This is a genomic window from Rhizobium sp. L51/94 (genome assembly GCF_019355555.1).
Lineage (GTDB): Bacteria > Pseudomonadota > Alphaproteobacteria > Rhizobiales > Rhizobiaceae > Rhizobium > Rhizobium rhododendri.
Genome location: NZ_CP072142.1, coordinates 671,370 through 697,293, shown reverse-complemented (window position 1 = coordinate 697,293; position 25,924 = coordinate 671,370). Strand labels below are relative to the sequence as shown.

At 59.5% G+C, this 25,924-nt stretch carries 23 protein-coding genes; 12 read left to right on the top strand and 11 right to left on the bottom strand.

Annotation, left to right across the window (positions count from 1 at the left end):
• Nucleotides 1-25 precede the first annotated feature (25 nt).
• From J5274_RS21175 to J5274_RS21165, 3 genes are all read left to right on the top strand, one after another.
• Entirely contained in the window at nucleotides 26-1,066 is a 1,041-nt protein-coding gene (locus tag J5274_RS21175; RefSeq protein WP_142831655.1) for a sugar ABC transporter substrate-binding protein, read from the top strand.
• A 62-nt stretch (nucleotides 1,067-1,128) separates the two neighbouring features.
• On the top strand, nucleotides 1,129-2,124 hold the full coding sequence (locus J5274_RS21170; protein ID WP_142831654.1) for an ABC transporter permease: 996 nt from the start codon (nucleotides 1,129-1,131) through the stop codon (nucleotides 2,122-2,124).
• Nucleotides 2,121-2,891, top strand: coding sequence for an SDR family oxidoreductase (locus J5274_RS21165; protein WP_142831653.1), 771 nt, complete (start codon nucleotides 2,121-2,123; stop codon nucleotides 2,889-2,891). Before J5274_RS21170 ends, J5274_RS21165 begins: the two co-directional genes overlap by 4 nt.
• Nucleotides 2,892-2,918: 27 nt before the next feature.
• On the opposite strand, the gene J5274_RS21160 is transcribed toward J5274_RS21165, so the two are convergent.
• The 3 genes from J5274_RS21160 to J5274_RS21150 all read right to left on the bottom strand — a co-directional run bounded on the left by J5274_RS21160 (nucleotide 2,919) and on the right by J5274_RS21150 (nucleotide 4,597).
• Nucleotides 2,919-3,530: a TlpA disulfide reductase family protein gene (locus J5274_RS21160; RefSeq protein ID WP_142831652.1), complete on the bottom strand. Its 612-nt coding sequence runs from the start codon at nucleotides 3,528-3,530 to the stop codon at nucleotides 2,919-2,921.
• Nucleotides 3,523-4,035: a hypothetical protein gene (locus J5274_RS21155; protein WP_257625673.1), complete on the bottom strand. Its 513-nt coding sequence runs from the start codon at nucleotides 4,033-4,035 to the stop codon at nucleotides 3,523-3,525. The genes J5274_RS21160 and J5274_RS21155 overlap by 8 nt, the downstream gene beginning before the upstream one ends.
• A 121-nt stretch (nucleotides 4,036-4,156) precedes the next feature.
• Nucleotides 4,157-4,597: a DoxX family protein gene (locus J5274_RS21150; RefSeq protein ID WP_142831651.1), complete on the bottom strand. Its 441-nt coding sequence runs from the start codon at nucleotides 4,595-4,597 to the stop codon at nucleotides 4,157-4,159.
• Nucleotides 4,598-4,712: 115 nt separating this feature from the next.
• Between J5274_RS21150 and J5274_RS21145 the strand changes: the two genes are divergently transcribed.
• On the top strand, nucleotides 4,713-5,606 hold the full coding sequence (locus J5274_RS21145) for a LysR family transcriptional regulator (RefSeq protein ID WP_142831650.1): 894 nt from the start codon (nucleotides 4,713-4,715) through the stop codon (nucleotides 5,604-5,606).
• Nucleotides 5,607-5,798: 192 nt separating this feature from the next.
• Nucleotides 5,799-6,275 carry an Hsp20 family protein gene (locus J5274_RS21140; RefSeq protein WP_142831692.1) on the top strand — a complete coding sequence of 159 codons (477 nt, stop codon included), beginning with the start codon at nucleotides 5,799-5,801 and terminating at the stop codon, nucleotides 6,273-6,275.
• 61 nt (nucleotides 6,276-6,336) lie between these two features.
• Here the strand turns inward: J5274_RS21140 and J5274_RS21135 are convergent, their stop codons facing one another.
• The 8 genes from J5274_RS21135 to J5274_RS21100 form a co-directional block, all read right to left on the bottom strand.
• Nucleotides 6,337-7,143, bottom strand: a complete 807-nt coding sequence (locus J5274_RS21135; RefSeq protein WP_142831649.1) for an ABC transporter permease — start codon at nucleotides 7,141-7,143, stop codon at nucleotides 6,337-6,339.
• Nucleotides 7,140-8,009 carry an ABC transporter permease gene (locus J5274_RS21130; RefSeq protein WP_142831648.1) on the bottom strand — a complete coding sequence of 290 codons (870 nt, stop codon included), beginning with the start codon at nucleotides 8,007-8,009 and terminating at the stop codon, nucleotides 7,140-7,142. Before J5274_RS21130 ends, J5274_RS21135 begins: the two co-directional genes overlap by 4 nt.
• 59 nt (nucleotides 8,010-8,068) lie before the next feature.
• Nucleotides 8,069-9,244: a PotD/PotF family extracellular solute-binding protein gene (locus J5274_RS21125; RefSeq protein WP_374113750.1), complete on the bottom strand. Its 1,176-nt coding sequence runs from the start codon at nucleotides 9,242-9,244 to the stop codon at nucleotides 8,069-8,071.
• Between the two features lie 67 nt (nucleotides 9,245-9,311).
• Nucleotides 9,312-10,370, bottom strand: a complete 1,059-nt coding sequence (locus tag J5274_RS21120; protein WP_142831646.1) for an ABC transporter ATP-binding protein — start codon at nucleotides 10,368-10,370, stop codon at nucleotides 9,312-9,314.
• Between the two features lie 2 nt (nucleotides 10,371-10,372).
• Entirely contained in the window at nucleotides 10,373-12,430 is a 2,058-nt protein-coding gene (locus J5274_RS21115) for a hydantoinase/oxoprolinase family protein (RefSeq protein ID WP_219274964.1), read from the bottom strand.
• Nucleotides 12,427-14,121, bottom strand: a complete 1,695-nt coding sequence (locus tag J5274_RS21110) for a hydantoinase B/oxoprolinase family protein (RefSeq protein WP_142831644.1) — start codon at nucleotides 14,119-14,121, stop codon at nucleotides 12,427-12,429. The genes J5274_RS21115 and J5274_RS21110 overlap by 4 nt, the downstream gene beginning before the upstream one ends.
• Before the next feature lie 109 nt (nucleotides 14,122-14,230).
• The gene (locus tag J5274_RS21105; protein ID WP_257625672.1) at nucleotides 14,231-16,804 is read right to left on the bottom strand and encodes a LuxR C-terminal-related transcriptional regulator; all 2,574 of its coding nucleotides are present in this window, start codon (nucleotides 16,802-16,804) and stop codon (nucleotides 14,231-14,233) included.
• A gap of 501 nt (nucleotides 16,805-17,305) precedes the next feature.
• Nucleotides 17,306-19,006, bottom strand: coding sequence for a PAS domain-containing methyl-accepting chemotaxis protein (locus tag J5274_RS21100; protein ID WP_142831642.1), 1,701 nt, complete (start codon nucleotides 19,004-19,006; stop codon nucleotides 17,306-17,308).
• A gap of 380 nt (nucleotides 19,007-19,386) precedes the next feature.
• Between J5274_RS21100 and J5274_RS21095 the strand changes: the two genes are divergently transcribed.
• From J5274_RS21095 to J5274_RS21065, 7 genes are all read left to right on the top strand, one after another.
• A complete protein-coding gene (locus J5274_RS21095) occupies nucleotides 19,387-21,129 on the top strand; it encodes a diguanylate cyclase (protein ID WP_161990999.1) in 1,743 nt (580 codons plus the stop codon).
• 166 nt (nucleotides 21,130-21,295) lie between these two features.
• Nucleotides 21,296-21,904: an outer membrane protein gene (locus J5274_RS21090; protein WP_219274962.1), complete on the top strand. Its 609-nt coding sequence runs from the start codon at nucleotides 21,296-21,298 to the stop codon at nucleotides 21,902-21,904.
• 150 nt (nucleotides 21,905-22,054) lie between these two features.
• Nucleotides 22,055-22,528, top strand: a complete 474-nt coding sequence (locus J5274_RS21085) for a hypothetical protein (RefSeq protein ID WP_209187785.1) — start codon at nucleotides 22,055-22,057, stop codon at nucleotides 22,526-22,528.
• A gap of 2 nt (nucleotides 22,529-22,530) precedes the next feature.
• Nucleotides 22,531-22,974, top strand: a complete 444-nt coding sequence (locus J5274_RS21080) for a hypothetical protein (protein WP_219274961.1) — start codon at nucleotides 22,531-22,533, stop codon at nucleotides 22,972-22,974.
• Nucleotides 22,975-23,068: 94 nt separating this feature from the next.
• Nucleotides 23,069-23,791, top strand: coding sequence for a response regulator (locus tag J5274_RS21075; protein ID WP_219274960.1), 723 nt, complete (start codon nucleotides 23,069-23,071; stop codon nucleotides 23,789-23,791).
• The gene (locus J5274_RS21070; protein ID WP_142832607.1) at nucleotides 23,788-25,116 is read left to right on the top strand and encodes an ATP-binding protein; all 1,329 of its coding nucleotides are present in this window, start codon (nucleotides 23,788-23,790) and stop codon (nucleotides 25,114-25,116) included. The genes J5274_RS21075 and J5274_RS21070 overlap by 4 nt, the downstream gene beginning before the upstream one ends.
• 123 nt (nucleotides 25,117-25,239) lie before the next feature.
• The gene (locus J5274_RS21065; RefSeq protein ID WP_142831001.1) at nucleotides 25,240-25,896 is read left to right on the top strand and encodes a DUF3313 domain-containing protein; all 657 of its coding nucleotides are present in this window, start codon (nucleotides 25,240-25,242) and stop codon (nucleotides 25,894-25,896) included.
• Nucleotides 25,897-25,924: the final 28 nt, after the last annotated feature.

Here is a 25,924-nt window from a genome sequence, read left to right as displayed (position 1 = left end):
CCGGCTCAAACTGGAGAGAACGATCATGAAGCGAATAATGCTAACCTTGCTGAGCGTGATGGTGCTCGGCTTGTCCATGCTCACGACAGCCGCCGCCGAAAGCAAGGGCACCGTTTATTACCTCGTGCCCACCCTGCTCGACGAATTCCAGACCGGCTCGGTCAACGCCCTGCAACTGTTCCTGAAGCAGGCCGGCTATGACATGAAGACACTGAATGCCGACAACAAGACTGACGCCCAGCAGTCGCAGATGAACGACGTCATGGCGCTGAAGCCTGCGGCGATCATTCTCGCTGCCGTCGATTTCAACGCGCTGAAGCCCTCGATTGAATCAGCCCGTGCTGCCGGCATTCCTGTCGTCGAATTCGACCGCCAGATCACCTCGACGCCGTCTGATTTCACCTCCGTGGCCGGCACGGTCGAGATCGGCCATATCGCCGGAGATCAGGCCGAGGCGATGCTGAAGGCCAGGAAAGGTGACGTGAAGGGCAAGATTCTGCAGGTCCTCGGCGACCCTGGCGACCCCTACACGCTCGATATCCAGAAGGGCTTCGAGGAAAAGATGAAAGCCTTTCCCGGCGTCAAAATCATTTCGGTTCCCGCCATGCAGTGGGAAGCGAGCAATGCCGGTACCATCGTCTCCGACCAGATGCTCGCCAATCCCGATATCGACCTGATCTTCCTGCATGCCGCCCATCTCTCGGTGGCAGCGGTGGCTTCGCTCGAGGCAGCCGGCAAGAAGCCGGGCGATGTCATGATTATGAGCTCGAACGGCGCTCCCGTCGGTCTCGACCTGATCCGCAAGGGCTGGCTCAATACCGAAGTCGAGCAGCCGCTCTACGCCCAGGCCGCCGCCGTTGCCATGTTCATGGACAAGGTGGTCGCCAAGCAGGAGATCAAGGCCGGCACTTATGACGTGCTGGGTCTGAAGAGCGAGGTAACGATCGAGCCATGGGGGCCGAACATCAAGGTCCCGGGCTCCGCAATCACCAAGGCCAATGTCGACAACCCCGCATTCTGGGGCAACCTCAAGCCACCTGCTGGAACGATTGAATCCGTAAAGTAGTCGGACTTTCCGTCCGGGGTCACAGTACCCCGGACCCCTCCCCTCCAATTCGGATTTGCCTGATGACGCCTCGTACACGCAAAACCCTCGAATACGTTCTCGATAATCTCGTCTGGTTCATGCTTATCCTCGTGCTTGCCGTATTTTCGGCGGTGATCCCGAACTTCTTCCAGATCGGCATCTTTACCAACATCATCGAAGCGTCGAGCGTGCTCGGCGTCATGTCGATCGGCCTGGCGCTGGTGATCATCACCGGTCACATGGACCTCTCGGTTGAATCAGTGGCCGCACTCTCGGCGATGGCCGTTGGTATCCTCTTCTGCTCTGCCGGCATAGGTCTCGGCATCAAGCTGTCGCCCGAATGGCTCATGGTCCCCGTTTCCCTGCTGATCGCCTGTTCCATCGGCGGGCTGATCGGGCTCCTCAACGGAGTGCTGGTCGTCAAGCTGAAGATGAGTGCCTTCATCATCACGCTGGCGTCGTTCATCTGGGTGCGCGGCATCGTGCTTGCGATCTCGGGCGGACGATCGGCCCAGGACCTTGCGCCGGCCATCCGCTGGTTCGCCATCGAGCGTTTCCTCGGCATTCCGCTTTCGGCCTGGATCGCCATCTGCTGCTTCCTGATCTTCTCGGTTATGATGTCGAAAACGAAATTCGGTCGGCATCTGGTCATGATCGGCGGCAACGAAACCGCGACATACCGGGCCGGCATTCGCGTTACCCGCAACCTGATCCTCGCCTTCGTCATGGCAGGTGCCATTGCCGGGCTCGCAGGCTGGTTGCTGGCCATCCGGACATCGGGTGCCACTGCCAACCTCGGCGTCGGGCTCTTGTTCAATGCCTTTGCAGCGGTGGTGATCGGCGGCGTCAGCCTCAAGGGCGGCGTCGGCGGCCTGCCGGGCGTCTATGCCGGCGTGCTGCTGCTTTCCTCCATCAATACCGCCATCAACCTCATGGGACTGCCGGCAAACTACACCCAGGTCATCCACGGCTTCCTGGTACTCGCCGCAGTTCTTCTCGATACATTCAAACAAAGACTTCGCCAGAGGCTCGCATGACAGACAGACTGAAAGACAAGGTGGCATTGGTCATCGGCGCATCGCGTGGCATCGGCAAGGCCGTCGCCCTGCGGTTCAAGGAAGAGGGTGCGAAGCTCGTGCTCGCCGATTTCGAAGAAAACGAGGGCGAGGCAACCGCCAGCGAACTCGGAGCAGATTTCATTCGCACCGATGTCTCATCGATGGAGGAGACTGTCGCTGCCGTCTCGCTCGCCATCGAGCGTCATGGCCGCCTCGACATCATCGTCCAGAACGCGGGCATCTATCCCTGGCAGTTGATCGAACACACCACGCCCGACGACTGGGACCGGGTGCTGGCCGTCAACCTGCGCGGTTGCTTCAACGCCGCGCGCGCAGCCCTTACGCCAATGAAGGCGCAAGGGTCAGGCACCATCCTTTTCACCTCGTCGATAACGGGGCCGCATGTCACCAGCCCGGGCCATGGCCACTATTCGGCCAGCAAGGCCGGCATCAACGGCTTTATCCGCTCGGCCGCGCTGGAATTCTCGTCCTACGGCATCACCGTCAACGGCGTCGAGCCGGGCAATATCCTGACCGAGGCCGTACAGATGCACCGCAGCGCTGCCTTCATCAAGAACATGGAGGATTCGATCCCGCTCGGCCGTCTCGGAACACCCCGGGATGTCGCCAACGCCTTCCTGTTCCTCGCATCGGACGACGCGAAATACGTGACGGGCACGACGATCGTCGTCGATGGCGGACAGCTGTTACCGGAAGGCGCCGACTTCAAGATCCTGCCGACCTGACCGGATTTGCGGACCGCGGGCTGACAGCTAACTGTAATAGGAAAGCAGGTCCTGGCCCGGTTTGCTTAGCCAGTCTGCTGTCCCTGCGATGTAACCGGCTATGTGCTGATCAGGGGTTACCAGATAGGTAATCGGCATTCCGTAAAGCGGAAACTGCTGGCCTGAGGCAGCATCCGTTCCCGCTACTGTACCGTTCGGATCCAGGTAGATCGGCAAGCCCGCGACGGAGAGATCGGAGAGGAAGAGCTTGACGTCTCCGCGATCGCCCTTGTCGATTGAAACTGCGGCGACGTCGATCCGCTTTCCCATGGAAGCCTTCAGTTTCGCCAGGGCAGGAATATCCGTCTTGCAGAAGACACACCACGTCGCCCAGAAGCTTACCAATGTTACTTTGCCACTGGCTGGCTTCAGGATTTTTGGCTTGCCGTCGAGGCCAGACAGCGTCGTCGGCGCCATGACAAGCGATGGCTCCAGAATGGTGAACTGGTGATGGTCAGAATAAAACACCGGCGGATTGTCAAAAGAGCGGGCCGGCGCAACGTGCGGATATGCAAGGGTCGCTGCCGCGCCAAGGCCGCCTGCAACTACGCTCCGCCGCGTTACCGGATTGCGCAGCCCGCGCGTCGTCAAATCATGCATGAATATAGCTCCATCCGGCTTCCTGGAGATCGACCAGTCTCCCTACACCATAAGGGACGACCTTCACGCCCTCCAGTAGAGTTATTTCCTGCCCCTCCTTTTTCTCGGCAATCGCCTTCGAGGAACCACAGACACTGAGCGTCAGCCCGGGGATGAGTTCCCGCAGCGCGCGGATGGGATCGGCAAGGGGAGATTTGTCGGCGCGAAACATCGCGATGCCCGCGGCGTTTGCGACGATCTCGATCAGCGGTGGCTCGCCCTTGTCGCCATAGTATCGGCTCAGATTCATGGAGCCGCCGATCGCGTGACCCATGCTTGCCTCATCGCTGCTATCGACGTGGAATATCACGCGGTGAGGCTTCTTCCATTTTGCGGCGGGCGTTATGGTGTGGCTTGGCTGGGACGCCAAGGCAGGCCTTGCGGTGGCAAAGCCGACGAGCCCAAACGACATCATCGTCATCACGCTACGCCGCAGGAGCCGAAAACGATCCTCCTCGAACTTCATAAGATTTGCTTTCTCACACTATAGGCGACCGCTTCGGTTTCAACGTAGGTTCGAAGGGTGTCGTTTTGCACATCATGGGTAATATCGAGGAAGGACTGCACAGCAAGCAATCCTCGCTCCGTCAGACCTGGTCTGTCCGAGACACAATCGGAAAGCGCTGTGTGCGACCCCAGAGAATGAACAGGCAGAGTGCCAGCAGAACGACATTCAGCGGCAACACCGCGAATTCGCCACGGGAAATGTGGAACGCTGAGGCACAGATCTGCAGCGCTGTGCAGCCAAATGCTGCAGCCACGGTGAGACGGGGCCGGATTCGGGTCAGCGCTGGGATGAAGATGCCGATGCCGCCGGCGATATCGATGAGCCCCATCAGGCGCACGAAGCTGGAGGGAACGGCACCTGTCCACGGCATCATGCCGGCCAACTGGGAGATCGGTGTGGTCAGCTTGGTCAAGCCGAAGAAACAGAAGCTCGCGAAAATCAGCCCCTGAGCCACCCAAAGCGCGCCCTTGAGCAGCTTGTGACTATTTCTGGTCTCGATGCCGATTGCGGAGGGGATCATGTCGTGCCTCTTCACATCTCTGGTGAATTCGTCTGCTCCGCGAGAACCTGCCCTCGCCGTGCGTGAAATGAAATAGGGATAGTTTCGAAGGAGACGTTCGCATAATCTGAACGGTATGAACGCTGCATCCTTCGACCAATTCGCTGTTTTCGTAGCCATCGTTGACGAGGGCAGCTTCGCGGCGGCAGCCAAAAGCATGAACCGGGCGCACTCGGCGATAACCTATGCCATCCAGAAACTGGAGGACCAGACGGGCGCGCTGCTCTTCGACCGCTCCGCTTACCGTCCGGTGCTCACCGAAGCGGGCATTGCGCTTTTGCCGCGCGCGCGAAGGATCCTCGATGTCGTCGCGGAATATCATCTCGTTGCCACGGGATTGGCAAAAGGTGTGGAGACGGAGGTCCGGCTCGTGATCGATCCGTTCATTCCGATGGACCTCGTGACGACGATCCTAAAGGCTTTTCACGAGACCTTCCCGACCCTGCAGGTGCGTCTGATGGTCGAGCCGGTCGAGACGTCTGTCCGGGCGTTGATGGATGGTTGGGCAGATGTCGCGATAACCGTCGATTATTTCCCCTTGACCAACCAGCTGGAACGCAGTGCGTGCGGATTGATCGAACTCGTTGCAGTCGCGGCACCTGCACATCCTCTTGCCAGGATCGCCGGCCCCATCGAGCCTGAAGTTCTGCGAGATCACCTGCAGCTCATTCTTGCAGCACGTCCCTCCGTTTCGACAAAGCAGGATCACGGGATCATCGCCGTCAATCGCTGGTATACGACCGAACTCGAGACCAAGCACGCTATGCTGCTTGCCGGCCTCGGGTGGGGTAGCATGCCACGGTCGCGAGTGGCAGCAGATATCGCAGCGGGCAAGCTCGTCGAGCTCCATCCGACAGAATGGGATGGACTGGACAGGATGCCGCAATTTCCCTTCGTTGTTGCACGGAGAAGGGGCACGGCCCTGGGCACAGCGGGTCGCTGGCTCGTGGAGAGGCTGTCGGAGAAATGACACCGGGTGCAGCGCGGCGAGACCACATTCAGTCCGTCGGAAGCCCTCACTTTTTTTTGCAAAACAACTCTTGAAACCGAATTTTTGGAAAACCAGATAATTGTTGCTGGATGCCAGAAAGGGCCAGCGATCACCGAGGCGCCGGTTGCTTCGGCGTCTTCGTACCCATGTTGCTTCAAGGAGGATATGGCTATGGCAACATCTTATGACTATGCACCGCTTTTCCGTTCGAGCGTCGGTTTCGACCGCGTCTTCAATCTTCTCGAAAATGCTCAGCGCGCGCGTTCGATCAGCGACTGGCCGCCTTATGACATCGTCAAGACGGGCGACGATACCTACCGCATATCGGTCGCAGTCGCCGGTTTCTCGCAGGACGAGCTGAGCCTGACGTTCCAGTCGAACCTGCTGACGGTTACCGGAAACAAGGCGGAAACGCAGGGGGAAGGTTATCTGCACCGCGGAATTGCCGGTCGCCCGTTCGAGCACCGCTTCGAATTGGCAGATCATGTCCGCGTCTCCGGCGCTGGTCTGTCGAATGGCCTGCTGTCCATCGATCTGGTCCGCGAAATTCCGGAAGCGATGAAGCCGCGCAAGATCGAGATCCAGACAGGCCCGACTTTGGCCGCGAGCACGACCGCTCCACAACTTGAAGCCAAGAAAGCTGCCTGAGGATGTCAGTGAACATATGAGCATTGGGGGGCGCTGGCTTCCAGCGCCCTTTCCGGCGCAATCAGCCGGTCGCCGGTTCTGACCTGCGAATGAGAGAGCGGATTGCGATGAGCGTGACGCAGGCGACCGACACCAGGAATATGGCGCCGGACATCGCGTAGATGACTGGCGACGCACCGGAATTCATCTTGCCGAACAGCACCACCGGAAGCGTGTTCTGGCGGCCTGCCAGATAGAAGGCCCGGGTGAATTCGTTCAGTGAAAGCAGGAAAGAAAATATGAAAGCGCTTATCAGGCCCGGCCGGATAAGCGGCAAGGTGATATCGATGAACTGGCGCCAGCGGGTGGCGCCGAGATCGGCGGCCGCGACGAGATAGGACCGGCGCACGGCAGCAAAGCTCGTCAGGATAACGACGAAGGCGAACGGCATCGCCCACAGCACATGGCCTGCGATGACCGTCATGCTCGACGCCTTGATACCGGCGCGCGTGAAAACGGCCGACAGAGCCAGCCCCTGGATCACGCCCGGCACGAACATCGGCAGGATGACGGTCAGGAACCATGCCCGCCGCCGGGCTCGCAATTCGAAATAGGCAAGGCCTGCGAGCAGCGACATCCCTGTCGCCAGAACCGCCGTGACCGTCGCAATGATCAGGGACTGCTCCAACGCCGATATCAGCGCTGTTTCCTTAGGCAGCGCGAGGTACCACTGAAGACTGAGGTTGGAGAGGCTCGGAAGACCCGGCTGCAGCGCCGGATTGAACGACACGGCAAGCAGATAGAGTGGCGGCGCGTAGATGACGAGTAGTCCCGCAATGGTGACGACCCAGAGCAGGATGCGGTTGGAAAGTCCTTCACGGATCATCATGGCGACTGATCCTCGAAGAGCGAGGCAAGGTCGAAAAGCCGGTTGCCGACCAGCACCAGACCGAAGATGACAGCAAGCACCACCGTCGAAATTGCAAATGCCAACGGATAGTTGGCGACACGCATGACGTCGTTGATCATCACAGAAACGATGGAAGCGCCCGCGCCGCCGAGCATCTGGACCTCTGTCGAAGACCCGACCACCATGACGAAGACGAACAGGAAGCCGGCAAAGATGCCCGATAAGGTCAGGGGAATGAGGACGGTCGCAAGGCTTCTCCAGAAGCCGGCGCCGAGATCCTGAGCAGCCGCCAGCAATGTCGGATCAACGCGCCGCATCGACAGCAGCAACGGAAAGATCGCGAAAGGCAGATAGGACGCAACAAGCCCCACCACGACCGCGAAATTGCTGAAAAGCAACCAGTCGAGGGGTGCGTGGGTGATGCCGAAATCCTGCAGCAACGTGTTGATCACACCCGTGCGCCCGAGCACCAGCCGCCAGGAAAAGGAGCGGATGAGGTATGACGTGAAAAAGGGAGTGGTGATCAGCGCCAGAAGCAGGATGCTCAACCGCCGGCCGGCGAGGAAATGGATCGCATAGGCGGTGGGATAGGCAATCAGCAGACAGAGGAATGCCGTGGCAAAAGCCTTCACCAGCGTCGAAACGATGACAGTCCATCGGCCCGCGTCCAGAATGGCCTCGTATCCGGCGGGGTTCAGATCCGGTTTAATCCAGTAGGTCTGCGGATCCCAGCTCCAGAAACTCCAGACGATAACGACGGTCAGCGGCACCAGCCCAAGCGTCAGGATCGCCAGGAGCGGCGGCGTCATCAGCATCGACGATAGGGGCAGGCGCAATCTGACCATCGGCATCTCCGGGGTTCGGTGGCAGCGGCGGTGAAAACGACCGCTGCCGATTGTGGGGCTCAGGCGTTGCGCAGCTTCTGCCACCACTCTTCGTAGAGTTGGAAATTATCCGGCCGGGCGTTCTGCCAGTAGATCTTGCCGGCGAACTTGGCTTTCACGTGTTCCGCCAGCTTCTCCACCTCTTCCGGCTTGTACTCCTCCGGATGCGCCTTGGCATAGGCGACATTGTTGTCGGTCGGCACGAGATAGCCGCGCGCCTGGCCGAGCTCGCAGCCGTAGAGGCCGCCTAGCAGGCCATTGACGAAGCCATGCGCAGCGTCGGCTACACCGCGATCTGCAGCCCCCTTGAGGAGAACGGTGTTGTTGCCCCAGCCCTCGTATCCTTCGACGGGGGCGGCATATTCCACCTGGAGCCCGCGCTTGCGACCTTCATAGACAATCGGCTCCCATCCGGTCATCGCGTCGACCTCTTGGTCGGCAACGAGTTGCACACCCTGCTCCCAGCCATTCCAGAACGTGCGGAACTGGCCGTCGGTCTTGTGCTTGATCAGGAACTCCATGACCATTCCGAGTTCGGACTCGGTCAGGTTGCCGGGATCAACGATCGGCTTGCTTTCGCTTTCCTTCAGGTACATGGCAGTGAAAATGGCGCTGTTGATCCACGCATCCTCCATCGCAACGCGACCTTTCAGCTTCGGATCGAAGATCGCACCGTAGCTGTCGATCTTGCCCAATTTGTCGGGCCGGTAGATGATCGAGTCGGCGTTGACCACGGTCGGAATGCCGTACTGCTTTCCGTCCTGCTTCAAGTAGGGGATGTTCTTTGCCCACTGCCACAGGCTCTCATAGTTCGGGATCTTTGCAAGGTCCCAGGGAACGATGACGCCCTGGCGTGCAAGTTCCTTTTCGGCGCCGCCCTGGAAGCCGCCGACATCGAAGAGATCGTTGGCATTGCCGGCCGCGAGGCGGGCGATCACCGGGCCGAGGTCGTTGCCGTTGTCGGTAAACTCAGGCGTCACGCCGCTTTGCGTGGCAAACGCCTGCCATTTGTCGCCGATGTCCAGCGTTGCCGTAGCCCAGAAGGCAACCGTGCGAGCCTCTTGTGCGGCAAGACGCGAGGCGAAACCCAGGCCGCCGGCAGACAGTGCAGCACCTGCGCCCATCATCTTGAGGAAATCGCGGCGCTGCACATTGCTGTGCCGATTGGATGAAAGTGGTCTGTCATGGATCGTCATTGTCATTCCCCTTTTTTTGTTGGCATGCATTGCTCGAGCAGCCTGCGAAACCGTCAGGCGGCAGTCTCTAACTTGCAATCAGAACGGCAGCATCGGGCTTCAGGCCGACCGAAACCTCCTGCCCGATCGCGAGATCCGCACGATCAGCATCAATCGCAATCATCAGCGTCTGCCCATCGGCAAAGGCGAGTTTCAGATCGCGGTGCAGTCCCCTGAATGTCGTGCCGACCACGGTGAGCCGCAGCGACGGGGACGCGCCCGACGGCGCCACAAACAACCGGTCCGGCCGGATGGCAACGACGCTTGCAGTTGTGTCCAAAGGTCCGGCCATGCGCACGGGCATCATCTGACCGGCGATAGACGCCTGCGCATGATCGCCCGCCGACATCACCGCCTCCGGCCGCAGGACCGTGTCGATGCCGACAAAGCGGGCGACGAAGGCATTGGCGGGCGCCTCGAAAAACCGCGCCGGCACGTCGACCTGCTCTATGCGGCCGCGATGCATGACCGCCATGCGATCAGAGAGGCTGAGGGCCTCATCCTGATTATGTGTGACCAGAATGAAGGTTGCGCCGGTGCGCTTGTGCAAGCGTCCGAATTCGTCGCGCATCTGCTGGCGCAAGCGTTCGTCCAGCCCAGTCAGGGGTTCGTCCAGAAGCAGGATCCCCGGCTCCATGACCAGGGCGCGGGCGAGCGCCACCCGTTGCCGCTGGCCGCCGGAGAGCAGATTGACGTCGCGTGGGCCGAAGCCGGAGAGTTCGACAAGATCCAGCGCATCGTCTACTTTTGCCTGAAGTGCGGCATTGGACATCCCCTTCAGACGAAGCCCGTAACCGATATTCTGGGCAACGCTCATATGCGGAAACAATGCCAGGTTCTGGAAGACCGTATTGACCGGCCGGCGATTGGCCGGAACATCGCCGACATCCTTGCCGTCGAACGCAATACGACCCGAGGTCTGGCGGTCAAAGCCGCCGATCAGCTTCAAGAGCGAGCTTTTCCCGCATCCGGAGGATCCAAGCAGCGTGAAGAATTCACCCGCCTTGATCTCGAGCGTCACGTCGTCTAGTGCCCTGACAGGTCCATACTCCCTGCTGACATGATCGATCTGGATGGATATCGCCATCTTTACCCTGCCCTGGCGCTGGTTTCGCGAACAATCAGAATACCATTATCCGTGACGTTCAATGTCTGATTTTCCTGGATCAAGGTCGTTGCCGTCGCCTCCTCCACGATAGCCGGCCCTTCGATCTGCTGGCCGCCGCAGAGCTTGTCACGCGCATAGACGGGGCAACGGATCCATCCCTTCGGACCGCCAAAATAGACATTTCTCTGTCCGCCGGGCGCGACGCGCTCGACGGCCGACTTTATCTTCGGCAAGGCGATGACCGTTCCGTTCAGGACCGCTTCGAGGTGCAGTGTCGTAATCTCGATAGCCGCATCCGCGAGCCTGAATGAATAAGATCGTTCATGCGCCGCATGGAAGCGTTCCGCAAGGCTGTCGACGTTGTCTTCGCGCTGGAATTGCACATAGACGCCATGCTCCTGTCCGCGATACCGCGCTTCGAGCTGATAGGTGAACCTGATATTGGCCTCCTGGCCCTTGGCGAAGTAGGCAATGGCCTCCCTCTCCAGGCTCTCGAACCGTGGCGCCAGCTCTGCCAGAGCGCCTGCCGACAACTGCGCGAACCAAGTGCCGCGAAAATCCGCCCGAGGTTCTGCCGCCAGCATGCCCCATGCGGAAAAGATCCCGGGATGCGGCGGGATGATCGTCGCCTTGACGCTGAGATCGCGGCCGAGACGGGTCGCGAGCGCAGGTCCGGCACCGCCGCTGACAACAAAGACGGCGTCGCGCGGATCGTGACCGCGCTGGACGGTCACCAGCTTGAGGGCATTGATCATGCTCGCATGGGCAATATCGATGATCGCCAGTGCTGCATCCTCGATGCTCAGCCCCAGCGGCCCAGCCACAGTCGCGATCGCTTCGTCCGCCTTCCGTTTGTCCAGATGCATGCTGCCGCCGGCAAATGTTGCGGGATCGAAGATGCCTATGGCGAGGATGGCATCGGACAATGTCGGTTGCGTGCCGCCGCGCCCGTAGCAGGCTGGACCCGGTGTCGAGCCGGCACTTTGCGGACCCACGATTAGCGCGCCGCGATCGTCGATGCGCGCAATTGAGCCACCGCCGGAGCCGATTTCGACGATATCGACGACCGGGACCTGGATGGCATGGCCGGGCGCGATCCGTGTATGTTCCAGTTTGTATTCGACATTCAGGGTCGGGCGGCCATCGTGGATCAGCGAGCATTTTGCCGTCGTGCCCCCGACGTCCAGCGACAGAACCTCACTTTCGCCGATGGCGGTACCAATACGTGCCGCACCGGCGACACCGCCCGCCGGTCCCGACTCCACCAAAGTCAGCGGGCTGTTGACGGCCTGGTCGAACGTCGAGATCCCGCCGTTCGATTGCATCGCGTAATAGGGGCAGGTCAGGTTACGACCCGTCAGAGAGCTTTCCAGCTGGGCAAAGTAGTTGCGAATGATTGGCTGCACATAGGCATTCAGCACGACTGTGTTCGAGCGCTCGTACTCCCGCCACTGCCGCGAGACCTCATGGCTCGCACAGATGGTCGTAAATGGCAGCGCATCGGCCAGAATATCGGCACACAGGATCTCGTGCTCGGGGTTCGCGTAGCTGTGGAGAAAGAGAATGGCGACAGCATCGACATCCTCTTCAAGGCATTTCGCGATGATCGGCCGCAGGTCGTCGCATTCCAGCGGCATGAGCACCTTGCCGGAAGCATCAAGGCGTTCCCGAACCTCGAAACGGAGATGCCGGGGGACGAATGGCTCGGGGCTGTGAAACTGGAGGTTATAGAGATCGGGCCGGTTGCCGCGGCCGATTTCCAGAACGTCGCGGAAGCCGGCAGTGGTCACCAGCGCAGTACGCACGCCCTTTCTCTCGGTGATGGCATTGATGACCGTCGTGCCGCCATGGGCAAAAAATGTCACGTCCCGCGTGCGCAACCCGTCTTTCGCTTCGGCAGCAGCGATGGCGTCGAGTACGCCGATCGACTGGTCGTCGACAGTCGTCAGGCTCTTGGCGGTGAACAATTCGCCACTCTGCTCGTCATAGCCGACGAGGTCCGTGAACGTGCCCCCCACATCCGTTGCAAGTCTGATCATCCCGCAATCCTTCTCTTGTATCCGTAAAGCCTGGACGCGTCGGCCTCCGTCAAAAATCCGTCCTGCAGATCCTGTTCGATCTTGAAGGTTTCGCGGTCGCGCGCGTCTCCCCATCCGCCGCCGCCGCCGGTGACAACCCGCAGGATGTCGCCGGTCGCAAGATCGATATGGGCGACGCGGCCATGCGATTGCGGCGCACCTCGATCTGCCGGCGCAATCTGCAGCACATTCGCAGTGCCGCTTCCGCCGCCATCCATGCCCCATGGAAGGGTGCTGGTGCGTCCGAAGCTGCCGTAGGCCGATGCACCGCCGCTCAAGATCTCGTACTCACGCACGATGCCGAAGCCGCCGCGTCGGCGCCCCTCGCCGGTTCCACCCTCGACGTTCAAGGCATAGCGTTTGACGCGCAACGGGAAACGGGCTTCGATCAGCTCGACAGAATAGTTGTAGGTGTCGCCGTCGGTGAGTGCGATGACAGCATTGGCGCCATCTCGATGCTCACTGGCACCCCAGCCGCCGTGATGCGGCTCGATATGGATAAACGGTTGCCCGTTGGCATCCCTGCCGGAAATATAGACGACGCAAAGACTGGAATAGGAACCGGCGGAAAATCGCGACGGCACCAGGGCGGCGAGCGCCTTCCAGACCAGCTCCGATGCATGCACCGATCCCTCGTAGTACCAACCCGTCGGCGAGGGTTTTTCAGCCGTAAACAGCGTACCGGACGGCGCGATCACCGTCAGCGGCCGGAACCAGCCTTCGTTGGAGGGCTCCTGCGGCCCGACCATTGCCTTGACGATGGTCTTGACTGCGGACTGCAGCGCGCCGCGTGCACAGTTGATAGGTCCGGCCACGGCCGGCGGACACCCGGTGAAATCGGCTGTAATGCTGTCCCCGGAAATCGTCACGGCAACTTTGACGAAAATAGGCGCCGAACTGACGCCGTCGCCATCGATGATATCGGTTGCCTCGTAACAGCCGTCGGGGATGAGGGAGATGGCAGCCCGGCTGCGCTTTTCGCTGGCATCGAGCAAACTGGTGAACGCAGCACGAACCGTTTCGGAGCCGTATTTCGCCGATAGCTCCATCATCCGCCGCGCCGCCACACGCACCGTCGCGACCTGCGCATTGAGGTCACCAAGCGCGATCTCGGGCAGGCGGACGTTTTCACTGATGATGTGGAGGATTTCGTCGGAAAACACGTCCGAGCGCACTACCTTAACGCCGGGCAGCCGCAGGCCTTCCTGAAAGACCGAGGTGGCATCCGGCGCAAGGCTGCCGGGCACCGATCCACCGACGTCGAGATAGTGGGCGACGTTGATCGCATAGGCGACGATCGTACCATCGGCGAACAGCGGCTTGACGATGGCAAAGTCGCAAGCGTGCGTGCCGCCGGCGTAGGGGTCGTTCGAAAGCAGGATATCGCCATCGACAAGATTGCCGTCAAATCTACCGATCAGCGCCTTTACCTGGACGCCAAACGTGCCGGTAAATAGGGTGATGCCATTCATCTGGGCAACGAGTTCCCCCTCAGCCGTCAGCAGGCCGCAGGCAAAATCCAGCACCTCGTAGATCACGGGGCTCATGCTCGTGCGCGCCATGACGATCCCCATCTCGTCGACGGTCGCCATAAGCTTACCTTCGATGATCTCCTGAGTAACGGGATCGACAGTCATGTTCCCTGGGGTCATTTTCTACCCTCATCATTCATATTGAGGGCAGATTAAGCGACCTCGCGCATTGCGGGTAGCCTGCCATATGGGTGGGCTGCCTTCGCGGCACCCCACCCATATGGATAGGTCAGCGGTGCCTGATCGCCATCACGGCAGCGGTGCGTGTCGTGACATTGAGCTTGGCGAAGATGTTGCGCAGGTGGAATTTGACAGTGTTGTCGCTGAGGCTCAGCTGTCGGCCGATTTCCTTGTTGCTCAGGCCTTCGCTGAGTAGCTGCATGACGCCGCGCTCACGTTCCGTCAGTCCGCCCGGCTCGACCTTGGCAATGACAGCCACCTCCTCTACCGGCGGATCGAATTCGGGCTCGAGTTTCAGAGCGTCGGCAAGTCGTTGCGACACGACGTCGGGCACGTCCATTGACGCCGCAAGGCCAACCAGCTGCTCGGCGAATTCCGCACCTTCCACCAGAAGTATGGCGCGGTAGTCGAAGACCGGCAGCGACAGCAGCATGTCCGATAGTTTCGCCGCTGCCTCGTGCGGCTTGTCTTCGGCAAGCAGGAGGCGGATATCGAGAAAGCCGAGCTCGATACGGCGGGGGATGTGCGGCTTTGCTGGCTGCTGGGCCATCAGCCGCTGAAAACCTGCGCGCGCTGCCGCGATTTCGCCGCGCGCCGCATCGATACGGGTCCATAATAACGCCGGCACGGCTCCCCGCAGATGGTAGGCGAACATGTTGAAACTATCGGTGGCAGCGCTTTGCCGGCTCATTCCCTGGACCTCGGCAAATCGGGCTGCTTCGTCGACGTGGCCTGAGGCGATCAGCAGAGTGACACGCTCGCCGTCGATCAGCCGCGTCAAGCGGTCAAAGCCACGACGGGCAGCCACCGCGCGAGCGCTGTCCATGGCGGCGTGGGCCGCAATGATGTGACCGTTCAGCCGGTGCACGCGCTGCTGCGCCATGAAACCAGCGGCGAGCAGGTCGAACCAGGTGTCGTGGCGCTCGAGATGCGGCAGAGCCCAGGATAGCGCCGATGACGCGGCCTGCCGCTCGCCGCGCATGGAGAGTATTTCGCTTTCCAGCACCTGCCCGACGGCATCGAGATCGCTTCCCTTGCCAATATGCGTCTGCGCCTCGACGATGAGGTTACGATAGGCTTCGGCGGCGCCTATGATGTCTCCGCTGAAAAACGACGCCTGACCGATATGCGTGTAGAGGTGCATCGCCCCGAAATCGGCGCCGCCATCGCGGAAAGCCCGAAGCGCGAGTTGCCCGTAATGCAAGGCTCGATCGAGCTCGGTCCGGATCAGGAAATTGTAGGACAGCATGTTCAAGGCCAGGGCGCGATGGATAAGCTCCATGTCGCTAGCCTGCGACAGATCCGCTTCCAGAGCCGATAGATCGCCAGCACTTGCCCACCGGTCGGTGTAGAGCGAAAGAAGCACCCGGACGACCCGCAAGTCGCGGGACAATTCCCCTTCACCACAGGAGCGCTCGGCCAGCGTCAGGTAGTGATTGGCCGTATCGAGCTGTCCGGCCTTGGCGCTGATGACGCAAAGCCCGAGCGTCGTCAGTGGGAATGCCGAGAGATTGATGCACGGAGCCTTTTCGATCAGCGCCTGAAACAAAAGTGCGCCGCCTCGTGTCGTCGCATACACCCGCCGCCATCCGCCGGCAGCCTCGATGATCTCGGCCGCCAGCGCGATATCGCCCGCCAGCATTGCATGCCGGACGGCCGCGTCGCAGTCGTTAGATGCCTGGAACCACCGTGCCGCCTTTCTCAGCACTCGACCTGGATCGATACCGATCCGGGCAGCCTCCTCCTTGAGGAAACCGTTGAACACCGGATGATACCGGATCCATGCTCCATGCCTATCGAGCACGGCGATCGGCAGCGCAAAAGTGCCTAGCCGATTGAACAGCCCGACGGCATCCGGCAGATCGCAAACGGCGGCGACAAGCGTCCGGCCGATAACCGGAAGCGTGGCGGTCTCGATCAGAAACCGCTGGATGTCTTCCGGCAAGCTGGAGAACACTTGCTCCGACAGGTATCGCCCCATCTCAACATTGCTGCCATCGAAAGAATTGAGGATCGCGGCACTGTCGGCGGTATCGTTGACGAGGACCCGGACCATCTGCAGGGCGACGACCCATCCTTCGGTCCGCTTGTTCAACTCGCCGACCTGCCTGCTCGTCAGCAGCGTCGAGCGACCCGCAAAGAATTCCTGCGCTTCGCAGTCTGAAAAGCTGAGATCGGCAACGCCGATCTGCCTGAGTTCGCCGTTGAGGCGCAGTGCGGACAGCGGAAACCGGGGCGCGCTGCGGGAGATGAGAATGAAGCTGATATGGGTGAGATCGGCTGCGGCAAGCAGTCTTGCCAGAAGTGCTTCCGTCGTATCGGTCTGGGCGAAATGATAGTCGTCGACGAACACAGTGACCGGCATCTCGATTTGGCGCAGCCGCGTGATGAACACCGAGAGGACTGAGGGCACGGCCATGCTGCTGGCATCGAGCCCCCGCCCTTCGTCCGGCAAGAGCGGCGCAAGCGCATCCATCAACGCCAGTAGAAACCGACGCTCGTCGCAATCTTCGGCATCAAGCGTCAGCCAGACCGGCCGCTCACCCTCGCTTTTCAAGAGTTGGTACCACTGTGCGGCAAGCGACGTCTTGCCGTAGCCAGCCGGAGCAATGATCGTCGTCAACCGCCGCGATCCAGAACGCTGCAACTGCGTCAGAATATCCCGACGCACAATGTCTGCGTGATTGCTCGCTGGTGGCTGAAACAAGGGTCGGTCGATTGTCATTCCCCATGATTGCTGGCGCCAGCGCCAGTTGCAAGTCGAGGAAGCAAAATGACGCGTTCTATCTACGCAAATGAAACCAGCGAATGGTTAATCCGCCGGGCATTGGGAACTGAAACTGATCAACAAAGGCGCATGATCACGCTGCCGGCAGCATAGTCCGATTGGGGTGCCGGGAGGGGTCGCCAACCTCCCTTTCGCCGCCTCCGACCAACCGGACACTTGCGCACTGGGGCACAATCTTTACAAAACAGGATCCCAACAAAAGATCGCAGGCCGCCAGCACCGGCATTCAAGGCCCGAGCACACGGCCTTGCAGCCGTGTCCTTGTCCGCTAGATGCCTGGCAGCGGGCTGACAGCAGGCCGGATCACCGACCTTTCGGGCATGTTTCAGAAAGCGATCATGCCACCTTTCGGAGAGCGGCAGTCGTGGGATAGAGCTGCGACTTGGCCGTGGCAGCGTCGGCAAATCTGAACTGGTCGAGCAGGCTGAAGAGTGCTGATGCTTCGCTGGCAAGGCTGTGGCTTGCAGCCGTCTGCTCCTCGACCATTGCCGCATTCTGCTGCGTGCCCTGATCGACCGTATTGATGGCGCGATTTATCTCCATCAGGGCCGTGGACTGTTCCCTGGAAGCATCGACGATTGCCGAGATATCGGCATTGATGTTTTCGACATGCTGCGCGATTTCCTGCAAGGCGCCGCCGGCCTTGGTGACCAACGCAACGCCATTGCCAACCTGGACACTGGAGGCTGTAATCAATGCCTTGATTTCCTTGGCCGCCGTTGCCGAGCGTTGCGCCAATTCCCGCACTTCTTGTGCGACGACGGCAAAGCCCTTGCCCGCCTCGCCGGCTCGAGCCGCTTCCACTCCGGCATTGAGGGCCAGAAGGTTGGTCTGGAACGCGATTTCATCAATGACGCCAATGATATTGGAGATCGCCCGCGATGAGTTCTCGATCTGGTCCATCGCCCCGATTGCCTCGCGCACAACTGCGCCGGAATGGTGCGCATGTTCCTTTGTACGGGCAACCAGCTGTCCGGCTTCCTCTGCGCGTCGGCTGGAATCCTTGACGGTCGTGGTGATCTCCTCGAGAGCTGCCGCCGTCTGCTCTACGGATGCCGCCTGCTGTTCGGTCCGCTTGGCCAGATCATCGGCGGACGAGCGAATTTCGTTGGATCCCGCAGAAATCGCCTTTGCGTTTTCTGCGACGGTTCTCATGGCTTCCCGCAGCTTTGCGGAGGCGGCGTTGAAATCGGCCCGCAGCTTCTCCAGCGAGGAAATAAAGGGGGTGTCGATCCGCTGCGAAAGGTCGCCTGACGCAAATTTCGTCAGACAATCGGCAAGCTTCTCGACGTTTTCAACGCGTTGGGTGACATCCGTAGCGAATTTCACCACCTTGATCACATTTCCCTTGAGATCGAAGACCGGGTTGTAGGACGCCTGAATAAAGACCTGATGTCCCGACTTGCTGACACGGGTAAACTCGTCCGCAACAAAGTCTCCGCCTCGCAGACGCGTCCAGAACTCCGCATATTCGGCGGAATTGGCTTCGGCGGCAGAAACGAAAAGCCGGTGATGTTTGCCGACGACCTCTTCGAGAGTGTAGCCGAGCGCCTTCAGGAAATTCGCGTTCGCCGAAAGGATTTTTCCGTCGGGCGTGAACTCGATCATTGCCTGCGCACGAGACATTGCGGTGATCTTCGCGGCGCTGTCGAGTTCGTGGATCTTGGTCTGGGTAATATCGTTGGCGAATTTTACGATCTTCAGGACTTTACCGCGACTGTTCTTGATGGGGTTGTAGTTTCCCCGAATGTAAACCTCGCTGCCGTTCTTGGCGAGGCGCGTGAATTCCCTGCAATCGAATATACCGTTCTGGAGCCTTTTCCAGAATGCGACGTATTCGGCAGAGTCCGCGTACTCCTTGTCGAGAAAGATCCGATGATGCTTCCCGATAATTTCCGACGGCGCATACCCCATCAGATCACAGAAATTCTTGTTGGCTGCCAGAATCTTTCCATTGATGTCGAATTCGATGACGGCAAATGAAAGATCAAGGGCGCCGAGCACTTGCTTGGAATTTGAAGAAAGAAAATTTACCACCGCGCGGCTCCAAGGATGTCAGTGTTAAGATGCTGGCCCAATTGTCTGACATCTTGCTTAAAAAGCGATTAATTGTGAATGCCAGCCCTTCGTGCTGCTTAAGATATTTGGCCGGATCAGTACCGTCTCGACAGCATTCACAGCAATTTGCCGCAGGATGGCTATGGACCTGTAACAACGAACGTCCCAATGTGGACATCGGCGACGTGTCATGCGTGCATCAATTTTAAATGGTTGTGTGGTTTCTGTCGGTCAGCCTCGTCAAAACGGGCGTTAATTCTGGAGGTGGGTTTCTTGCAGGCGAGGTTTTCAACGTGCATGTTTCGCTAGGCAGTTGGTCTTTCCAAAGTCTTCGCGACCGGTTGACGATCAGGGCACAGATGGCACTGCTGACAGCGGTTACCTGCGTCGGAGCCGTTGGCATTGCTGCTTCCGGCGCTGCAATTCTAGCACGGCAGAACGCGGTCTCCAGCGCAAACCAGGAGTTGCTGACCCTGGCACGCCACATGGCAGAACGTCTCGACCAGCACATGTTCGAACGCTACCGGGAAATCCAGAATATCGCCAACCTTGCACCGCTTCAGCCGATCTGGGGAAGCGAACCCGATGCGGTGCGCGTCGTTCTCCAGCGGCTCCAGGAGAGCTTGTCGGAATATGCCTGGCTGGGCTTTGCATCGCCGGACGGGATCGTGCGGGCTGCCACCAAGGGCATGCTCGAAGGTCAATCCGTGTCTGCACGCCCCTGGTTTGTAAATGGCCTGAAAGCGCCCACTGTCGAGGACGTGCACGAAGCAAAACTGCTTGACAAACTGCTGCGCTCCTCTTCGACCGACGCCCCGTTTCGCTTTGTCGACGTTGCCATGCCTGTGCGGGACCGGCAGGGAACGCTTGCCGGCGTGCTTGGCGCCCATATGAGCTGGACGTGGGCGGACGATGTGCGACGGACCGTTCTCAGCAACGAGGATCAAGCCTCGCCTTCGGATCTCTGGGTCGTCGGGCGTGACGGTTCGGTTCTAATCGGCGATAATTCGGCGAAGATCGACGTTTCCCGTCTCGGGGCCGCCGGGACAAGCCGGGGCACGGTCTTCATCGATCACGCGGACAGCAAGGACATGCTAACCGCGCTGGTTGCGACCAAGGGATATGGAGACTACCCGGGTCTCGGCTGGACAGTCGCCGCCCGCAAGCCGGTCGATGTGATCTATGGGGCGGCGAACAAACTGGTGCTGCAGATTTTGCTGGTTGGCCTTGCAGTGGCCGGCATTGCCTCCTGCCTCGCCTGGGTGCTGTCAGGCGCTGTCACAAGGCCGCTGCAAAACCTGGCCGAGAGCCTCGATCTCGTCGGACGCAAGACAGATGGCACGACTGTGGAGCGTGAACACGGGTCTTTGGATATTCTGCAGCTTTCCGCTGCGGTCCGCTCCCTGCTGCGAAGACTAGGATCTGCCGAAGCCGGCCAGCAGGATGCCCACAGCACGATCGATACGCTGCAGCGCGAAGTGGAGGTTCAAAAGAGAACCAACGAGGAGAAGATGCGTCGGTTCGGGCAGGATCTCCACACCCTTCAGGTCCTCGCCGATACGGACGGCCTCACCGGCCTTCTCAACCGGCGGGCCTTTCTGGAATTTGCTGAAGACGCCTGGAATTACTACAAGAAGAGCAATGGCACCTTTAGCATTCTCATGTTCGACATCGATAATTTCAAACGAATAAACGATGCGTTTGGCCACTCGGCGGGTGACTATGTCATCCGCACCATGGGCAATATCATCAGCGCCGGTATCCGCTCCACCGACAAGGTCGCACGGTTCGGAGGTGAAGAATTCGTGGTGCTGCTTCGCGAGACCGACGAAGCGGCGACTGTTATGCTCGCAAATCGTCTTCGGGAAGAGATTGCAGCGACCATGGTCAACACCGGCGCTCACAGAATCACTTTCACAACCAGCGTCGGATGCGCCATTAGCACGCCGGTTGCCCGCGATCTTGAAGACGTCATCCACAGCGCCGACAAAGCACTCTACGCCGCGAAGACGAGTGGCCGGAACTGCGTTACGTTCGACAGCCGGGTGACCCCGAACCTACAGACGGCAGATTCCGGTGCTTCAGGGTCAACGCAACATTGAACGACGAGACGGCGCGCGAACGAAAACGGTCGTCTCGTGCGTGCCGCAACATAACTTAATACAAAAAGACACTCTGCAATATTGCTCTCCGGCATAGTGCAATGCGAACCGGCCTCCCGTCGTGGGGTCAGCCTCTGCATCCATTTTATGAAAGAGAGTTATTCCCTTGCACATCAAGTCATTCGTATTTGCCATTATCGCTATTTCGTCGGCAGCGCCCGCAATGGCTGCGGACCTGTCCGTTGTTCCGGAGGCCGCGCCTGCTGCCCATTCAGCCTATGACTGGTCAGGTTTCTACATCGGCGCCCAGGGCGGCTATAGCTGGAATCAAACGACCGTTCTCGGCACCAAGGAAGATCTGGACAACGGCTCCGCAGGCATTCACGCCGGCTATAACTTCCAGTCGGGCAGCATCGTCTACGGCATCGAGAACGACTTCAACTACAACTTCGCCAAAGACAAGGACACCGACCTTGAATGGGATGCATCCGGACGCGCTCGTATCGGTTATGCCCTCGACCGAACGCTGATCTTCGCAACTGCCGGCGTCGCGGCGACAAGCGGCAAGCTGGACCTGCCCGCCATACGCAAGAAAGACGACATCCTTATTGGATGGACTGCGGGTGGAGGTGTCGAACACGCTATTACGGACAACGTCCTGGTTCGTGGCGAATATCGATATTCGGACTTCGGCAAGAAGGATTTCGGCGCCGGCGTCGGCGACTTTGGCGCCACACAGAACAAGGTCATGATCGGCGCGAGCTACAAGTTCTAGCCGCGGACAGGATGGCCCGGGAAGCACAAAGGCGAGACTTTCTCGGCTCATCCGGGATGGTCTCACCTGCCTCCCGCCGCCAATCGCAGCTCGGCAATAGAGACGGAACAAAATCCAACTAACAGACGGATCAAGCAAGGAGACTTTGCCGTGAGCGGACCTGCGAGCAAAAATAACAGACGACCCATTCTTGTCTTTCTTCCGGCCAACGCGGCAAACACCATCGTCGCCAAGCTCGAACTTGCGGGCTATCCCGCCGTGGCAGTCACGACAGTCCCCGACCTGTTCGACGCGCTTCGTACGGATGCATTCGCGCTGGCAGTCACCGTCCGGCCGCAGATCGATATCGTCCGAAACATCATCACAATCCCGGTCGTCAACCTCGAGGTCTTCTTCCATATGTCGCTCACAGCCGACAGCGGTGAGATCAGCAGCAAGCAGTTCGACGTCAATGCCTTCGTCAACCGCATAAAGACGCTCACTGCGCCCCGATCAGGACGGGAGCCTGAGAAAGTCACGGAGTTCGGGCGCAAGCCGACTGGAGCGAACCCCGCCTACGCGGGATGGCGCAAAGCGGCGGCGCACTTTTTCAAAAGCCGCTCCATGGCGAGGATGGACGTCTGAGCGTGCTTATTTCCGATCTCTCTTGCCATCGTCCGGGTTTCATGACGCGTCATGGGAGCGCAGACCCGATGTTTTGCATTGGTCGCCTGAAAACTTTGGCAACTGGCCGAACCGCTTTTACCTGGCTCTCCCAGGGATTGGATCCTGCACAGGCCGCCGCGGTAAAATGCGAACTCCTCTTCTGGATAGGGTCTCTTTTGATGTTGTGGATAATTGGCGCTGCCTCGGTCAGCGGTTTCGTTCTGACAGCCTTCTTTTTCCTTCTGACTTTTGCGAAGGTTCTGAGGATAACGCTCATGAAGATCATCGAAGGCATGCCGAAGTATTCCCGTGGGCGCCACTACGCGACACTCACTCTTGGAATTGCCTTTTTTGTCCTGGTTGCGGCACGCGCCTGCTATATCTCGATGATCATTGTCGATACGGGGATGTCCGGTGGGATATGATCTGGAGCTTGCAAAAAAGACCGGAGCGGATAAATCCAGCAATCGGCTTGCAACTGCGATAAGACTGGCCTCTGAGATCGGGGAGCCCGCCGAGATGACATTTCAAGACCAAGCTCACATCCTCATCGTTGAAGATGACACCGAAATCGCCGGAATGCTGGTCGATCTGGCCTGCGCCAATGGCTACAAGGCGACGTCGGCCGACAGCGGTGCGGACATGGACCGCCTTCTGGCGCGCTACAAATACGACCTGATCGTTCTGGATGCGATGCTCCCTGGAGAAGACGGCTTCAGCATTTGCAGAAGGCTGCGCTCCTCCGGCACCATCCCAATCATTATGCTGACGGCGCTCCAGGAGGATATCGATCGTATTCTCGGCCTCGAGCTGGGAGCCGACGACTACGTCACCAAACCGTTTAACTCGCGCGAACTCATTGCCCGCATCAAGAGCATACTGCGTCGGGCTTCCTATGTGCGTGAACAGGATGGCGGGCTCGCTGCCCTGACATTTTCCGGCTGGCGTATAGATCCAAACAGTCGCCAGCTGCACGACGCCGAGGGCGCGCAGGTGTCGATGACGACTGCCGAATTCGACCTGCTACTGGCCTTCTGCCAAAATCCCAACAAGATCCTGACGCGGGAACAATTGCTGTCGATGACCCATGCGGGCACTGCGGGACCGATCGAGCGCAGTATAGACGCGCACATCAGTCGGGTTCGCCAGAAGATCGAGCCGAACCTCAAGGAGCCGACGTTTATCAAGACGGTCCGGCTCGGCGGCTACATGTTTGCCGCAAAAGTGGAGCGGATATTGTGATATCGCTGCGTTCTGCGTCCCTTCGTATACAGATACTCCTGCTTGCCATTCTCCTCGTTGTTCTCGTATCCGCTGTCGCGACGATTACCGAGCCGTTCATCTATGGCCGACATGACAAGGGGATCGAGATCGGCTTGTTCGCCGGTCGCGTGGAGACGGTGCTGCAGCAATTCAAAAAGGCCAGTTCCCGGGCAGACGAGGATGCAGCACTTGCCAATGCGGCCGCCGTCGGGCTCCGCATGGGGCGGGTCGATCCCAGGCAGTTCGCCGACGCAGCCGCCGTCGTGCCGATCCAGGCAGACGTTCGCCCGGGCATTCGCAGGCTATTGGACAAATCCTTTGCCGCGGAGATCGGCGAAATCTTCTCGCACGCCAGTCCCCGCCATAGCCTTCTCGTCATGCTCGACAACAACAACGCGCTTGCGATTGAAGCCCCTGCGTTTCCGAAATATCTCTGGTTTGCTCCAGCTGTTGCCAGCGGGCTTTTGAAGATCATCATTCCCCTGGCGATCATGGCCTATCTCAGCAGCCGGCTGATAACCCGGCCGTTGGAGCGCATCGCGACGGCGGCCCAGCGAGAAACGGTCCTGAACGAAACCTATGCGGAACCGTTCACGGTCGAGGGTGCGAGCGAGATCCGAATTCTCGCAAACTCTCTCAATACCATGCGCAGCCGTATTCAGCAGATGACCGTCGATCGCACGAGGCTGTTGCGTGCCATCAGCCATGACCTCAGAACGCCCCTCACCCGGCTTCGCATGAGAGCCGAACGGCTGGCAGATTCCGACCTCAAGGATCTGATGCTGAGAGATGTCACCACTCTCGGCTCGATGATCGACGAAAGCCTCTCATTCCTCAACGACAAGGTCGAAAACACCCGCAAAGTCGATCTGTCGAGCCTCCTCCAGACCGTCGCCAGCGATTTCGCCGACACTGGCGTCAACGTTACGTTCGAAGGTCCGCGACGTGTCGTGTACATCTGCAAGCCGCAAGGCCTGACGAGAGCCGTGAGCAACCTGGTGTCGAACTCCGTCCGTTATGCGGATCAGGTCTGCATAACGCTGGAATGCCTGGACGACGGCAGTGTCCGGATCGCAGTGAAGGACAATGGGCCGGGCCTTCCCGACGAGATGAAAATACGCGTGCTCGAGCCGTTCTTCAAGGCGGATGCATCCCGGCAGGGCGGAGCGATGGGGAGCGGATTCGGCCTTGGCCTGACGATCACGAAGGGCATCGTTGAGAAAGGTCACAACGGCACGTTCCAGTTGCTCGACAATATGCCGAAAGGACTGATGGCCGATATCCGGCTGCCGCCCGCAACCTGACAGGCTTGCAGCGCCCCGTTTGTTCATTCGTGGCTGCGAATATTTCAGAACATCAAAGAAGACACGACAATACACAAATGTCGGATGGTCATTCCTGAATCTTAGCTCGGAGACTATCTTTCTATGCCAACAATCAAAACCTTTTTCGCGATTGCATTTGCGTGTGCAGTGACTGCCGGATGTACGACGACCGGTCCTGTCGTCTACGACGGGCTCGCCTCAGCGTCGGTGCTGAAACCCAATCCCAATGACCAGAATGGTCGCGAACCCTTTGTTTTCCGGGGCGACATCAGCTTTCGACAATACACTAGAATGATCGTTGACCCCGTGACTGTCTATGCTGGCGCCGACGCTCAGTTTGGCAAGGTTTCCGCCGAAGACAAGCAGGCTCTCGCGCGCTACATGCAATCGGAATTCACCGACAAGCTGAAGACGCGGTTCTCGATCGTGACGGCTCCGCAGCCGAACACACTCAGGCTGCACCTAACGCTCACCGGCGCGAAAGCAAATACCCCCGTGCTCGGCACGCTTTCCCATTTCGACGTCGCGGGCGGCGTCTACAACGGCGTTCAGGCAGTCCGAGGGGGCGAAGGATCGATGACGGGATCGGTCAACTATGCGGTCGAAGTCTACGATGCAACAACGAGCCGCCTGCTGCTTGCCTATGTCAGCAAACAATTTCCGGGAGCAATGAATATCGGCGCTAGCATGGGATCGATGCAAGCTTCGATGGTGGGCGTTGAAAAAGGTGCGGACGCGCTGCTGGCCAAACTTCGCTAGTGCCGAGCACCCTCAACTAGCCCCGACC